Genomic DNA, 13,609 nt, shown 5'->3' with positions numbered 1-13,609 from the left:
TCACCGAAAAGAAGTCACTGCCCCGGCGGTGCTTTCGCCGGTGCCGGCTCCGGTCCATGCCCGGCCCTCTTTCGTTCGGATCGAGACCGCGGAAAGCGGGTGTGCTTTTGGCAGTTGCTGAATTCCGGCGGCCGGAAATACGCGGCTGCCCGGCCCGGTGGCGTCCGGGCCGGGGGTGTTTTCAGTGCCGAGCCGTCACCGGGCGGCGCGCGCCCGCTGCGGCGGGCTCGGGGTGACGTCGCTGGGCGATCTGGGTGAGCTCCTCGATGTCGAACTCCGAGGGGCAGTGCGGTGCGCCGTAGCGAGTGATCTTCCCGCGGCTCACCCACTTCCGGATGGTCGCCTCGGACACCCCCACGGCGAGCGCTGCCACATTCGTGGGAACGAGCCGGTGACGCGGCGGTTTCCTCATGCGTCGGCACCCTTTCGCTGCTGCTCCATGAGCTTCCTCAGGTTCAGCCATTCATGCATTTCCCATGAATGCCCGGCGGAGCACTCGATGTTCCTGCTCCGCGCATTCCTGCTGCTCTTCGAAAGGGCGCTGATCGTCCCGCCGCAGTTCTCCATCACGCACGTGCGGATCAGTGTGTGGAGGCTGGTGGGGTCGGGGTCCACCGTGCTGCGTAATTCAGCGACGAGGCCCTCGATCTCGTCGGCGAAGTCGGCCGCGGGAGGCTGGGATGCGAGCCACTGAAGGTGCCGTGCCAGAAACCGGGCCAACTGGGGTGCGGAACGCTCCGGGGCGGCGGTCGAGAGTTTTTCGGCGACCATTTCCGACCAGGACTCGAGCGTGGCGAGGATGTTGTACCGGGCGTCGAGCACCGAGAAGTTCAGATGATCCCGCCTGCGGCTGCCCGACACTTTCGTGGGGTTGCCCCGCCGGGATGTCGTCGATACCTGGTGCAGGCACTCCTGGTGGAGCCCGGGGATGGTGCGCAGGTTGCGTTCCGTCTGGCTGATACACGGGGCGCAGAGAAAGTACCCGGTGGCGGCGCTGCTTTCATGGGTGTGTTTTCTGAGGCACGGGTGAACCATTGAATCTCCTTCAGGGGGCGGCTCGCCCTCCGTTTTCCGCCCTGCCGGAACGGCTTTCAGTGATTCCGGCGTGTGTAGTCCCGCATGCGCAGCCGATCGCGGCCGCAAGGGAACTCAAGGTCCCTTCCCACGTCCCGATCACGTCGGCGTGACGGTGGCCCGAGGAAGGTCCGGTGATGCTTTTCGACGAACGTACAAACCGGTGCTGGAGTCCCGATACAGCCCCGTTCGCGGCCCGGCGGAGGTGGAATCGGGACCGCCCCCAGGACGCCGGCCCCGCTCCTCAAGCCGGTCTCCATCCGGGTCCAAGCCCTGGTTGAGCGCCTGCCTCCACCGTGGCGGAGGAAGGAGGCACTGTGGACGGTACGCATGGAGGCGAACGCGCAGTCAGCGTCGGACGCACCTCAGGGCCGCCCGTGACGGCGGCCGGTCAGTATGCCCTGGACGATCCGGTATCGGCGCACTTGGAGGTCTGCCTCGTCGGCGCAGGACCGCGGGGCCTTTCCGTACTGGAACGGCTCTGCGCGCAGGAACGCAAGTCGCCCCGCTGGGACACCGTCACCGTGCACGTCGTCGACCCGGATCCACCGGGTTCGGGACGGGTGTGGCGCCCTACGCAGTCCCGGCACCTGCTGATGAACACCGTGTCCTGCCAGGTCACGGTCTACACCGACGCCAGCGTCCGCATCGACGGCCCGCTGGACGAGGGGCCGAGCCTGTACGAGTGGGCCAAGGCCCTGGTCTCGCACACCCTGGAGGCCACCCCGCAGGCCGGCTACGACGACGGCGTCCTTGCCGAGGCACGCCGGCTGAGCCCCGACACCTACCCCACCCGTGCCCTGTACGGCTGCTATCTGACCTGGGCGTTCCAGCAGGTCGTCGCGAACGCCGCCGCGCACGTGAGGGTGCGCACGCACCCGGTGCGCGCCGTCGCCCTCGAGGACGACGCCGCCCGCGGCGGGCGGGCGGGATGGCAGAGCGTCGTCCTCGAGGACGGCACCCGGCTGACCGGCCTGTCCGCGGTCGTCCTGGCCCAGGGCCACGTACCGGTGCAGCCCTCGGACACCGAGCGGGAGCTGACCGAATACGCCGAAGCGAGCGGGCTGACCTACCTGGCCCCGTCCAACCCGGCCGACGCGGACCTGTCGGGCATCCGGCCCGGCGAGCCGGTGCTGCTGCGCGGACTCGGGCTCAACTTCTTCGACTACCTGGCCCTGTTCACCCACGGCCGGGGCGGCGTCTTCACCCGCACGGGCGGCCGGCTGGTCTACCGGCCCTCGGGCCGCGAGCCGCGCCTGTACGCGGGTTCGCGGCGCGGTGTGCCCTACCAGGCGCGCGGCGAGAACGAGAAGGGCGCCCACGGCCGCTACTACCCGCGGCTGCTGACCGCCGACTACATCAAGGCGCTGCGCGCCCGGACCCCCGACAGCGCGGCCATCGACTTCGCCGCCGACCTGTGGCCGCTCATCTCCAAGGAGGTGTGCGGTGTCTACTACGCGGCCCTGCTCGCGGCCCGCGGCGAACTGCCCGACCTCATCGACGACTTCACCGAGGACTACCTGGAGGCCGAACCGGGCCGGGAGGAGGACGCGCTCCTGGACGCGGCCGGGATCAAGGCCGCCGACCGCTGGGACTGGCAGCGCATCGCACGCCCCTACGGCAGCCGCGTCTTTAGTGACCAGGCCGCCTTCCGCGGCTGGCTGCGCGGCCATCTCGACGACGATGTCCGCCTGGCCCGCCAGGGCAACGTCAGCGGACCGGTCAAGGCCGCCCTCGACGTCCTGCGGGACCTGCGCAACGAGCTGCGGCTCGCCATCGACCACGCCGGCCTGACCGCCGCCTCCCACCGCGACGACCTCGACGGCTGGTACACACCGCTCAACGCCTATCTGTCCATCGGCCCCCCGGCCTTGCGCATCGAGGAGATGGCCGCGCTCATGGACGCCGGCATCCTCGACGTGACCGGACCCGGCCTGCGCGTCACCGCCGACCCGCACGACCCGCTCGGCCCCTGCTTCACCGGGACGTCGAGCGAGATACCGGACGTGGCCGTGCGGGCCACCGTCCTCATCGAGGCCCGCCTGCCCGAGATCGACCTGCGGCGCACCGCGGACCCGCTGATGAGCGAGCTGCTGCGCACCGGGCAGTGCCGCCCGTACCGCATCCCCGGCGCCGGCGCCGCGGGCGGCACGGACTACGAGACCGGTGGCCTGGCCGTGTCCGAGCGGCCCTACCACCTGATCGACGCCCGGGGCGTCCCGCATCCGCGGCGCTTCGCCTACGGGGTGCCCACCGAGTCCGTGCACTGGGTGACCGCCGCGGGCATCAGGCCCGGCGTCGGCTCGGTCACCCTCGAGGACTCCGACGCCATCGCCGCGGCCGTCCTCGCCCTGCCCGGGCTTCCTGTCGTCTCCGAACAGCCACAACAGTCACAGCAGCCAGAGCAGCCACAACAGCCAGAGCAGCCAGAACAGGCAGAGCAGTCAGAACAGTCGGAGCAGCCAGAGCAGTTGGGCATCTCTCCTGCAGACCGTGCGGCCCTGGCCGCCATCGCGGCCCCGAGCGTGAAGGCAGGCGCATGAGCGTGGTGCACGCATCCGCGCGGACCGGAACGCTGTCCGCCCATCTGGACGCCGGGCTGCTCTCACCGGTGCGGGCGGGCACCCCCGTCGAGGCGGCCGTGGGCGACAGCGCCTGGCTGCAGGCGATGCTCGACGCGGAGGCGGCCCTGGCCCGCGCCCAGGCCCGCTGCGGCACGGTGCCCGCCCACGCGGCCCGCGTCATCACGGCCGCCGCCCGCGCCGAGCTGCTGGACGTCCGCGAACTGGCGCTGGCCGCGCGGGAGACCGCGAACCCGGTGGTGGGCCTGGTCAAGGCGCTGACCGCGGTGGTCGCCGAGCGGTCCGAGCAGGCCGCCGAGTATGTGCACCGCGGCTCGACCAGCCAGGACGTCTTCGACACCGGGGCGATGCTGGTGGCCGCGCGGGCGCTGCGTCTGATCGTCGCGGACCTGCGGGCCGTGGCCGCCGCGCTGGCCGGCCTCGCGGCCGCGCACCGGGACACCGTGATGGCGGGCCGCACCCTGGCCCTGCACGCCGTGCCCACCACCTTCGGCCTCAAGGCGGCCGGCTGGCACCGGCTGGTCCTGGACGCCGCCGAGCGCCTCGAACGCATCGCCCACGGCGGGCTACCGGTGGCGCTCGGCGGCGCGGCCGGAACCCTGGCCGGCTATCTGCAGTACGCGGGAGCGGACGCGGACCCCGCGGCCGTCCTCGACGACCTGGGCGCCGCCTTCGCCGACGAGACGGGCCTGGCCGCCCCCGTCCTGCCCTGGCACGCCCTGCGCACCCCCGTCGCCGACCTGGGGGCCGCACTCGCCCACACGGCCGGGGCTCTTGGCAAGATCGCCGCGGATGTGCTGGTGCTCACCCGTACCGAGGTCGGTGAGGTGGCCGAGCCCCAGGTCGCCGGACGGGGCGCCTCGTCGGCGATGCCGCACAAGCGCAACCCCGTGCTCGCGACCCTGATCCGCTCGGCCGGCCTGCAAGTGCCCGCCCTGGCCACCGTACTGATGCAGTGTCTGCCCACCGAGGACGAGCGCTCGGCCGGGATGTGGCACGCCGAGTGGCAGCCGCTGCGCGAGGCCCTGCGGCTGACCGGCGGCGCCGCGCACACGGCCGTCGAACTCGCCCGGGGGCTCACCGTCCACCCGCAGCGGATGCGCGCCAACCTCGCGGCGACCGGCGGGCAGCTCGTCTCCGAGCGCGTCTCGGCCGTCCTGGCGCCGCGCCTGGGCAAGACGGCCGCCAGGGAACTGCTCACCCAGGCCTCGATGCTCGCCTCCCGCACCGGCCTGCCGCTGGCCGACGTGCTGGCCGGCCTGCCGCAGCTGGCCGGAGTGCTCAGCCGCGAGGAGGCGGCCGCCCTGCTCGACCCGGCCGGCTACACGGGCGCCGCCGGCCCGCTGGTGGACCGGGCACTGGGCGCACCGGGCACGGCCCGGCCCCCGGCGCCCTGACCGGCGGCCGGCCCGCAGGCGTCCGGCGTGCACCGGGCCGCCGGCCGGTGCACGCCGAACGCCTGGGGGCGGGCGGGCTGTGAGGGCCCGCGGGCCGGCTGTGCCGAGGGCACCGGCCGCTGCCCACGGCGGCCGGCGTCGTACGCACCGGCCCGGCCGGTGCCTGCCCGACGTGGAGCACGGGCGGGCGCGGGCCCGTCCGCCCTGGTCGCCCGCCCCAAAGGCGCCCGCCCGTGCGGCACCGTGCCCGGCGCCCCCGCTCGAGTCCTCCTCGCGGCCGCCTCGAAGGCCGCTCGAGGCGCCGCCGAACCCGGCCGCGCGGACCGCCCCGCGCCGCATGATGCAACCACAACACACAGGGGAGGCGGCCGAGTTGAAACGGGACGCACGTGTGGTCGGCGGGGGCGGCGGCCACGGCCACGCCGTGGTGATCGGCTCGAGCCTGGCGGGGCTCACCGCGGCGCGGGCCCTGGCCAACTTCATGGACCACGTCACCGTGATCGAGCGCGACTGGCTGCCCACCGGAGCGGGCCGCCGCCGCGGCGTACCCCAGGCACGGCACACCCACAGCCTCATGACCGCCGCCCACCAGGGCCTGGAGGAACTGTTCCCCGGCATCCGCGGTGACCTCACCCGCGCCGGAGCCGTCCACGTCCGCATCCCGAAGGACATGCTGCTGCTCGGCCCGGCCGGCTGGCTGCCCCGCTTCGACGCGGGCCTGTCGATGTACAGCGCCGGCCGCGACCTCATCGACGCGGCCATACGCGCCCGGCTGCGCGCCGACCCCAGGGTGACCTTCCTGCCGCAGCACGAGGTCGTCGCCCTGCAGGGCGGCCGCCAGGACACCGTCACCGGCGTCTGGGCACGCGGCCGGGACCGCACGGCCCCGGGCGGCTGGACGCCCCGGCGCCTGCTGCCGGCCGAGTTCGTGGTGGACGCCTCCGGACAAGGCTCCCGCGCCCCGCAATGGCTCGCCGAGCTCGGCTACGACCCGCCCGCCGAATCCGTGGCCGGCGCCGGGACCGCGTACGCCACCACCCTGTTCGCGGCGCCGGTCGGCCACGTCGCCGACTTCACCAGCCTGGTGCTCATGGCCGCGCCCGGCGACCCGCGCCAGGGCATGCTGCACCCCGTCGAAGGCGGCCGCTGGTCGGTGTCGCTGAGCACCGGCGACGGCACACCGCCGCCCACCAGCCACGCGGCACTGGTGCGCGCCGCAGGCAACCTGCGCCACCCGCTGCTGCGCGACCTCATCGAGGCGGCCACCCCACTCGGCCCCGTCTACGGCTGCAGCCGCACCGGGCAGCGCTGGCGCCACTACGAGAAGCTGCGCCGCTGGCCCGACCAGTTCCTCGTGGTCGGCGACGCCCTCGCCACCCTGGACCCGGCCCACGGCCACGGCATGACCCTCGCCGTGCAGGGCGCTCTCGTCCTGGACCACCTGCTCGCCGCGCACGGCACCGCGGTCGGCATCAGCCACCGCCTGCGCCGGGCCCTGGCCCACCGCCTCGCCCCCGCCTGGCAGGCGAGCGCCCGCACCCTGGGCCCGGCGGACACCGGCCAGGACCCGCCGGCCACCCTGCGCGCCCGGCTCGGCCGGCGCTACGCGTCCCGGCTCGCGGCCGCCGCGACCACCGACCCGCACGCGGCGGCCCTGCTGCTCCACCTGCAGCAGAGCCTCGCCCCGCCCGCCGCCCTGCGCCCGCGCGCGCTGCGGGCGGCGCTGCGCCCCCGCCGTGACACGCCGCCCGCGACGCCGTCCAGCGTCACCCACGGCCCCCAGGCACGCCCGCGCCGTCCCGCCACCCCGGCCACGCCCGCCCCCGCCGCCGGCCGGCCGGCAGCGGCCGTGAGCACGCCGCGCGTACGCCGCTTTTGAGCCTGTGGCGCGTCGGCGCCGTCGCGGGCCGATAAAGCACGGTCATACGCTCGCCGCATGGCAGAGGTGAGGCAACTGTCCGACGCAGCAGCTCACTTGAGCGGCCACGAGCGATCGCCCACCACCCAACGGGCTGAAAAACCGGGCCTGTTGCCTACCGGGAAGGCCGACTCGTCCTCGCACGTCCCACAACTCGCTCAAGAATCACTTGAGTTGCCACTTGAGTATGACTTGAGCGCGGTTGTTCGGCCCGGTCGCCCGTGGATAGCGTTTCACCCGCTCCAGGGCACGGGCCCGCTGACGCCGCGCAGGCCGCCCCCGCCCCCGGCCGTTCACCGGCCGGACGGGGTGTGCCTGTGACGGCCGAGCGGCGGGGGGAGGGCGCGCGGGTATGAGCACGACCGAAAGGGCGCCGCACACGGGGCGCACCACACCGCCGGCGGGCGAGCGCATCGCCGACTGGACGGACTCGCGGCTCGGGATCTACAACTTCCGGTTCCTGATCCGCAAGGTCTTTCCCGACCACTGGTCGTTCATGTTCGGCGAGATAGCGCTCTACAGCTTCATCGTCCTGCTTCTCACCGGTACCTGGCTCACCATGTTCTTCGACCCGAGCATGACCGAGACCGTCTACCACGGGTCACACGAAGCGCTGCACGGCATCCCGATGTCCCAGGCCTACGCCTCCACCCTGCGCATCAGCTTCGACGTGCGCGGCGGCCTGTTCATCCGCCAGCTGCACCACTGGTCGGCGCTGGTCATGATCGGTGCGCTGTGCATCCACACGCTGCGGCACTTCCTGACCGGATCGTTCCGCAGGCCGCGCGAGGCCAACTGGCTGATCGGCTTCACGCTGCTCGTGCTGGTCACCCTGGAGGGCTTCGTCGGGTACTCGCTCCCCGACGACCTGCTCTCGGGCACCGGTCTGCGCATCGCCGAAGGCGTCACGCTCGCCATCCCGGTGGTCGGGACCTATCTGACGCTGTTCCTGTTCGGCGGCGAATACCCGGGACACGACATCATTCCCCGGTTCTACAGCTTCCACATCCTGCTGATCCCGGGCATCATCGTCGCCCTGGTCACCGTCCACCTGATCTACGTCTTCTACCACAAGCACACCCAGTTCCGGGGACCGGGCCGCACCGAGAAGAACGTCGTCGGCCAGCCCCTGATGCCGGTGTACGCGGGCAAGGCCGGCGGGTTCTTCTTCCTCGTGTTCGGCGTGCTCGCGCTGATGGCCGGCATCGCCCAGATCAACCCCGTGTGGACCTACGGCCCCTACCGCGCCGACCAGATCTCCCAGGGCTCCCAGCCCGACTGGTACATGGGCTTCCTCGAGGGCGCCCTGCGGGCCATGCCCGCCTGGGAGTTCGTCGTCCCGGGCGGCTACACCGTCAACATGGGCGTCCTGCTGCCGGCCGTCATCCTGCCCACCGTCATGATGGCGGTGATCGCCCTGTGGCCGTTCCTGGAAGCCTGGGTCACCGGCGACAGACGCGAACACCACCTCCTGGACCGCCCCCGCGACCACCCCACCCGCACCGCGTTCGGCTGCGCCTTCGTCGCCCTCTACCTGGTGCTGTTCTTCGGCGGCGCCAACGACGTCCTGGCCGAACGCTTCCATCTGTCCCTGAACCAGATCACCTGGGCGGTGCGGATCGGATTCTTCGTCGTCCCGGCACTGACCTACGTCCTCACCCGGCGGATCTGCCTCGGCCTGCAACGCCGCGACCGCGACAAGCTCCTGCACGGCCGCGAGACCGGAAAGATCAGAAGGCTGCCGCACGGCGAGTTCGTCGAGGTCCACGCGCCCCTCGACCGCCCCCAGGCCTACACCCTGCTGTCCAAGGAGGTGCGCGAGACAGTGCCGGCCCCCGCACCGGAGAACGGCGGCGTGCCCAACCCGCAGGCCCGCAAGGAGATGCTGCGCCACCGGCTCAGCCGCTGGCTGTACGGCAACCAGATCCCGCAGCCGACACCGCAGGACATGCGGCACGCCCTGGAACACTCCGGCCACTCGCCGGGCGGACATGGCCCGTCCAACGGACACGGCTCGTCCAACGGACACGGCCCGTCGGCAGGCGGGCCCCTGGACACCGGCAGGCAGGCCGCCGGCGAGGAGCGGGAGCCGGACCAGGAACCGCACTGACCCGGTCTGCGACGCACAGGACCGGGCCGGATACGGCGGCGCGGGTGATCAGGGGACGGTCACCCGCGCCGCCGTCGTTTCACCGCCGGCCCCGCCGGTTGCCCTCGTCCCGGCGGCCCATGCCCCAGCATCCACGGAGGCCCGATGAGCCCCACCCCATGGCGCCGGGACGGACCCCGCGCCGCATCCATCACCCGGGCACGCACCGGCCTGACGCAGGATCTGCGCGTGCGCCAGCGCCGCTACATCGTGGCGATGCTGGTGCGCACCGCCTGTGTGGTCCTGATGGCCCTCACCTGGAACCGCTGGCCCGCCGTCGGCGTCTGCGCCCTCGTCGGCGGGGTCGTCATCCCCTACGTCGCCGTGGTGGCCGCCCAGGCCGGGTGGCGCCAGCAGCGCGGCGTGAGGCCCGCGCTGACGCCGGCCGGCGACGAGCCCGCCACCCGCGTCGTCCTGGAACCCACCCTGATCCTGCCACCGGAACGCAACACGGCGGGCTGACCGGGCACACGCGTGGGCGCGCGCCGGGGCGCCGGAAGGGGCCGGGGGCTGGGGCGTCGGGGGTGGTGCCTAGGGCTTGCGGCGGCGGATCCGGTGCCGTGCGACCCTCCACCGCACCCGGCTGCCACCGCGGCGCCCCGTGCGGGGCCGGCCGCACCGTCCCGCCCAAGCTGCGGGCATGCGTGCCGCCTGGGGCGGCACGGGTGGGCGCAGGCGGCACCCCGTCAGCGCCGGGCTGCGCGACCCACCCCCGGGGCAGCCACCCCACGCACAGCTGCACCCCGCCCAGCGCAGCCAACGCCCGCCGGCCTCGGCGACGCCGTCGTCCAGGCGCACCCGCCGTCCCGCACTGCCGCCCTGCGTCGCCGGGGCCGCGGCCGGCGGACACGACAGGGCGCCGGGCCGTGCGGCATCCGCGGTCACCGTGCCCGGTCCCGTCACAAGGCCGCCTGCCGGAGCACCCGTGCTCCGGCAGGCGGTCAAGGTCACGCCCGCGCAGCGGCGGTCAGTGCGGTGCCTTCACCGCGGCCCGGTTCTGCCAGGGGCGGCACACCGCCAGGAAGCAGACCAACGCGGCCAGTGCGCTGCCCAGTTGGACCAAGGCCATCGGCACCGCCGTCTGCTTGCCCGCGATCCCCACGAGTGAGGAGGCGATCGCTCCCATGAGGAAGCACGACGTGCCGACCAGCGCGGAGGCGGACCCCGCGGCGTGCGGGGTGCGCATCAGCGCGAGCGCGTTGGTGTTGGGCAGGATCAGGCCCAGCGAGGAGATCATGACGAAGAGGCAGGCGGCGATCGGCACCGCCCCCGCGGTGCCGAAGGCGCCCTGCGTCACCAGCAGCAGCGCCGCCCCGGCGAGGGTGAGCAGCGCCAGTCCGCACCCGAGCGTCTTGTCCAGGCGGACCCGGCCGACGAGGATCTTGCCGTTGATCTGGCCGACGATCATCAGGCCGAGCGAGTTGAGGCCGAAGAGCAGCGAGAAGGTCTGCGGGGACGCCCCGTAGATGTCCTGGATCACGAACGGTGAGGCGGCGATGTAGGAGAACAGCGCTCCGTAGGCGAAGCCGTTGGTCAGCAGGTACCCGGTGAAGATCCGGTCGGCGCACAGCCCGTGCATGATCCACAGGGCCGCGCGTACCCCGCCGCTCTGCCGCCGCTCCGCGGGCAGGGTCTCCGGCAGCCGGCGCCAGACGAGCAGGGTGAGCGCGATGCCGATCACGGCGAGGACGAGGAAGATGCCGCGCCAGTTGGTGACGTGCAGGACCTGTCCGCCGATGACGGGCGCGACGATCGGGGCGATGCTGGATATCAGCAGCAGCGTGGAGAAGAACCGGGCCATGGCCAGGCCGTCGTAGAGGTCGCGTACGACGGCCCGGGCGATGACGATCCCGGCCGCCCCCGCCAGGCCCTGCAGCAGCCTGAAGGCGATGAGCACCTCGGCGGTGGGCGCGAAGGCGCACATCGTGGCGGCGACGATATAGACGAGCAGTCCGGCCAGCAAAGGCCTGCGCCGTCCCCACCTGTCGCTCATCGGGCCGACCACCAGCTGCCCGAGCGCCATGCCGGCCAGGCACGCGGTGAGGGTCAGCTGGACGGTCGTGGCGGTCGAGCCCAGGGTGCGGGTGACCTCCGGGAGGGCCGGGAGGTACATGTCCATCGACATCGGCGGCACCGCGGCGAGGGCGCCGAGGATGAACGTGACGAGGAGACCGGTCCGGCGCAGCGCCGGGCCCCCGCCGGCCGTATCGCGTCCCGTCGCCGGGGACGGCGCCCCGGGGGATCGCTTACGTCCGGCGGCGGCTTCCTCGGCTTGCTGAGACATGCGCCCTCCGCGTCCAGTCGTTGCATGGCTAACGGCGATGCTCTCAACCGGGCGCTACAGAACCGGCAGGGCACCGGTGGCGCAGGAGAAATCGACTTGTGCGCCACTTGAGCCCAACTCGGCGTGACCCACGTCACTTTGGGGCGGTCTTGGCGCGGAGAGTGCGCCCGTGTCACTATTCCAGCACGCCCTCCCTGCCCAAAAACTGTTCTGGGGCAGTGGATTGAGCATCGTAGTCACCGTTTCGTACGGGTGAGACCGACGTCCGTGCCAGGTGGCGGCACAGGTTCCCTCTCGCATCACATCCTCAACGCGCCGTGGCGCTTTGCGCCCTGCGGCTTTGCCTCAGTGCGCAAGCGCCGCCGGCGCTGATCCGGCATGCCCTGTGCCGCGCCTGTTGCCCAAGTGATCGCGGTGGTCGGCACGTTCTGTGCGGTGCGGCCTGCCCGCGGCCGCCCCGCACCCGCCTCCGCCGTAACGACCTGACGAGAACCGCTTCGGAAGCTGTGCGCGGATTCTGCACGCACAGAAGGCAGACTCTCGAGAAATGAGACCCCAGATATGCCAAGGCTATGCAAGCCCGCGGTGAGCGCGCCGGAACACGTCATCACGATGGAAGAGACGCTGGAGTTCGCCCAACAAGCTCATGCAGGAAAGCCGCAGCTTCCTCTGGCGCTCCGGCTGATCCGGAACACGGGGGTGCTGAAGCGGCATATCGTGCAGCCCATCGAGCAGACACTGCGCCACCCGGGGCTGACCGAACGCAACCGCATCTACGAGGCCGAATCCAAGAAGTGGTGCCCCCCGGTCATCGAACAGGCCCTTGAGAACGCCGATGTGGCGGCCCGTGACATCGACGCCATCATCTACGTGTCGTGCACCGGGTTCCTGATGCCGTCGCTGACCGCATGGCTGATCAACAGGATGGGACTGCGCTACGACACCCGGCAGATACCCATCGCCCAGCTGGGGTGCGCGGCAGGCGGCGCGGCGGTCAACCGCGCCCACGACTTCTGCGCGGCCCACCCGGGAAGCAACGTCCTGATCGTCAGTTGCGAGCTGTGCTCGCTGTGCTACCAGCCCGACGCCGACGACATCGGCTCGCTGCTGTCCGACGGGCTGTTCGGCGACGCGGTCGCGGCCGCCGTGGTGCGCGGCAGCGGCGGCGTCGGCATCGAACTGGAGCGCAACGCCTCCTACCTCATTCCCAACACCGAGGACTGGATCTCCTACGCGGTGCGCGACACCGGCTTCCACTTCCAGCTGGACCGGCGGGTGCCCGGCACGATGGAGCCGCTGGCCCCGGTGCTGCGGGAGTTCGCCAAGGACCACAGCTGGGACGCCGGCAACCTCGACTTCTACATCGTCCACGCCGGCGGCCCGCGGATCCTGGACGACCTCGCCAAGTTCCTCGAGGTCGACCGCACGGTGTTCCGTCACAGCTGGTCGACCCTGACCGAATACGGCAACATCGCCAGCGCGGTCGTGTTCGACGCGGCACGCAGGCTGTTCGAAGAGGACCCCCCGGCCCCCGACGCCACCGGTCTGATCGCGGGTTTCGGTCCCGGCATCACCGCCGAGATGGCGCTGGGCCGCTGGAGCGTCGACGCACCGGGCGAATTGGACTGAGCCCTGTATGACTGGTCTCATTCTCCCGCCCGGTCAGGGGCGAAAGCTGATCACCAAGGCGCAGGAAGTGACCTTCAAGGCCACCGAGGCGCACGGCTCCTCCATATCGATCTTCGAGGTGGTGGTGCCGCCCGGGTTCGATGTCGGGGCCCATGTCCACAGCGATGCGCAGGAGTTCTTCTACGTCCTTGAGGGGGAGCTGCAACTGCTGGCCTTCGAGCCCATCACGCGCACGCAGGAGAGCTGGCACGAGTGGGAGTCGCCCGAGGGGGACCGGGTCGTCCGGGCCACCGAGGGGGCCAGCATGTTCGTTCCCCCGGGAACGCCGCACGCGTTCAGGAACGCCTCGGACCAGCCGGCGCGCATGCTGTTCCAGTGCTTCCCCTCACCCATTCACGAGCTCTACTTCGACGAGATCGCCGAGATCTGGTCGGCCGGCGGGCCGCCGGACGCAGAGGCCATCGAGGAGATGCGCCGGCGCTATGACGTCAGTCAGATCACGCCGCTGCGCTTCGACCCGCCCCCTCTTCTCGATTCCCCGTCGGCAACGGAGCGCGGAGCGCAACGGAGATGAGC

At 72.2% G+C, this 13,609-nt stretch carries 10 protein-coding genes; 7 read left to right on the top strand and 3 right to left on the bottom strand.

What is annotated here, in order from left to right:
• Window positions 1-181: 181 nt before the first annotated feature.
• Window positions 182-412: a hypothetical protein gene (locus tag OG828_RS01225; RefSeq protein ID WP_328349269.1), complete on the bottom strand. Its 231-nt coding sequence runs from the start codon at window positions 410-412 to the stop codon at window positions 182-184.
• Window positions 409-1,035, bottom strand: a complete 627-nt coding sequence (locus OG828_RS01220; RefSeq protein ID WP_328499776.1) for a hypothetical protein — start codon at window positions 1,033-1,035, stop codon at window positions 409-411. Before OG828_RS01220 ends, OG828_RS01225 begins: the two co-directional genes overlap by 4 nt.
• A gap of 416 nt (window positions 1,036-1,451) precedes the next feature.
• Here OG828_RS01220 and OG828_RS01215 point away from each other — a divergent pair, with 416 nt between their 5' ends.
• The 5 genes from OG828_RS01215 (at window position 1,452) to OG828_RS01195 (ending at window position 9,582) form a co-directional block, all read left to right on the top strand.
• Window positions 1,452-3,617 carry an FAD/NAD(P)-binding protein gene (locus OG828_RS01215; protein ID WP_328504776.1) on the top strand — a complete coding sequence of 722 codons (2,166 nt, stop codon included), beginning with the start codon at window positions 1,452-1,454 and terminating at the stop codon, window positions 3,615-3,617.
• Window positions 3,614-5,053, top strand: a complete 1,440-nt coding sequence (gene pcaB / locus OG828_RS01210) for a 3-carboxy-cis,cis-muconate cycloisomerase (protein ID WP_328349267.1) — start codon at window positions 3,614-3,616, stop codon at window positions 5,051-5,053. The genes OG828_RS01215 and pcaB overlap by 4 nt, the downstream gene beginning before the upstream one ends.
• Window positions 5,054-5,426: 373 nt before the next feature.
• Window positions 5,427-6,932 (top strand): FAD-dependent oxidoreductase, encoded by a 1,506-nt coding sequence (locus OG828_RS01205; RefSeq protein ID WP_328499775.1) that lies wholly within the window; start codon window positions 5,427-5,429, stop codon window positions 6,930-6,932.
• 391 nt (window positions 6,933-7,323) lie between these two features.
• Window positions 7,324-9,081 carry a cytochrome bc1 complex cytochrome b subunit gene (qcrB, locus tag OG828_RS01200; RefSeq protein WP_328499774.1) on the top strand — a complete coding sequence of 586 codons (1,758 nt, stop codon included), beginning with the start codon at window positions 7,324-7,326 and terminating at the stop codon, window positions 9,079-9,081.
• A gap of 144 nt (window positions 9,082-9,225) precedes the next feature.
• Complete coding sequence (locus tag OG828_RS01195) at window positions 9,226-9,582, top strand: DUF3099 domain-containing protein (RefSeq protein ID WP_328349264.1); 357 nt, start codon at window positions 9,226-9,228, stop codon at window positions 9,580-9,582.
• Window positions 9,583-10,087: 505 nt separating this feature from the next.
• Here OG828_RS01195 and OG828_RS01190 read toward each other — a convergent pair.
• Entirely contained in the window at window positions 10,088-11,404 is a 1,317-nt protein-coding gene (locus tag OG828_RS01190) for a multidrug effflux MFS transporter (protein WP_328436301.1), read from the bottom strand.
• 561 nt (window positions 11,405-11,965) lie between these two features.
• Here OG828_RS01190 and OG828_RS01185 point away from each other — a divergent pair.
• Together OG828_RS01185 and OG828_RS01180 are read left to right on the top strand one after the other, a co-directional pair.
• Window positions 11,966-13,033, top strand: coding sequence for a type III polyketide synthase (locus OG828_RS01185; RefSeq protein WP_328349262.1), 1,068 nt, complete (start codon window positions 11,966-11,968; stop codon window positions 13,031-13,033).
• A gap of 7 nt (window positions 13,034-13,040) precedes the next feature.
• Window positions 13,041-13,607: a cupin domain-containing protein gene (locus OG828_RS01180; RefSeq protein ID WP_328349261.1), complete on the top strand. Its 567-nt coding sequence runs from the start codon at window positions 13,041-13,043 to the stop codon at window positions 13,605-13,607.
• The last annotated feature ends 2 nt before the right edge of the window (window positions 13,608-13,609 follow it).

It is taken from the genome of Streptomyces sp. NBC_00457, assembly GCF_036014015.1.
GTDB lineage: Bacteria > Actinomycetota > Actinomycetes > Streptomycetales > Streptomycetaceae > Streptomyces.
Note: the sequence above shows the minus strand (reverse complement) of the source record. Positions and strands in the feature narration are given on the sequence as shown.

Bases quoted from the DNA above. Each gene is read 5' to 3' on its own strand.
- OG828_RS01225 (WP_328349269.1), bottom strand. From the start codon at position 412: ATGAGGAAACCGCCGCGTCACCGGCTCGTTCCCACGAATGTGGCAGCG.
- OG828_RS01220 (WP_328499776.1), bottom strand. From the start codon at position 1,035: ATGGTTCACCCGTGCCTCAGAAAACACACCCATGAAAGCAGCGCCGCC.
- pcaB (WP_328349267.1), top strand. From the start codon at position 3,614: ATGAGCGTGGTGCACGCATCCGCGCGGACCGGAACGCTGTCCGCCCAT.
- qcrB (WP_328499774.1), top strand. From the start codon at position 7,324: ATGAGCACGACCGAAAGGGCGCCGCACACGGGGCGCACCACACCGCCG.
- OG828_RS01195 (WP_328349264.1), top strand. From the start codon at position 9,226: ATGAGCCCCACCCCATGGCGCCGGGACGGACCCCGCGCCGCATCCATC.
- OG828_RS01190 (WP_328436301.1), bottom strand. From the start codon at position 11,404: ATGTCTCAGCAAGCCGAGGAAGCCGCCGCCGGACGTAAGCGATCCCCC.
- OG828_RS01185 (WP_328349262.1), top strand. From the start codon at position 11,966: ATGCCAAGGCTATGCAAGCCCGCGGTGAGCGCGCCGGAACACGTCATC.
- OG828_RS01180 (WP_328349261.1), top strand. From the start codon at position 13,041: ATGACTGGTCTCATTCTCCCGCCCGGTCAGGGGCGAAAGCTGATCACC.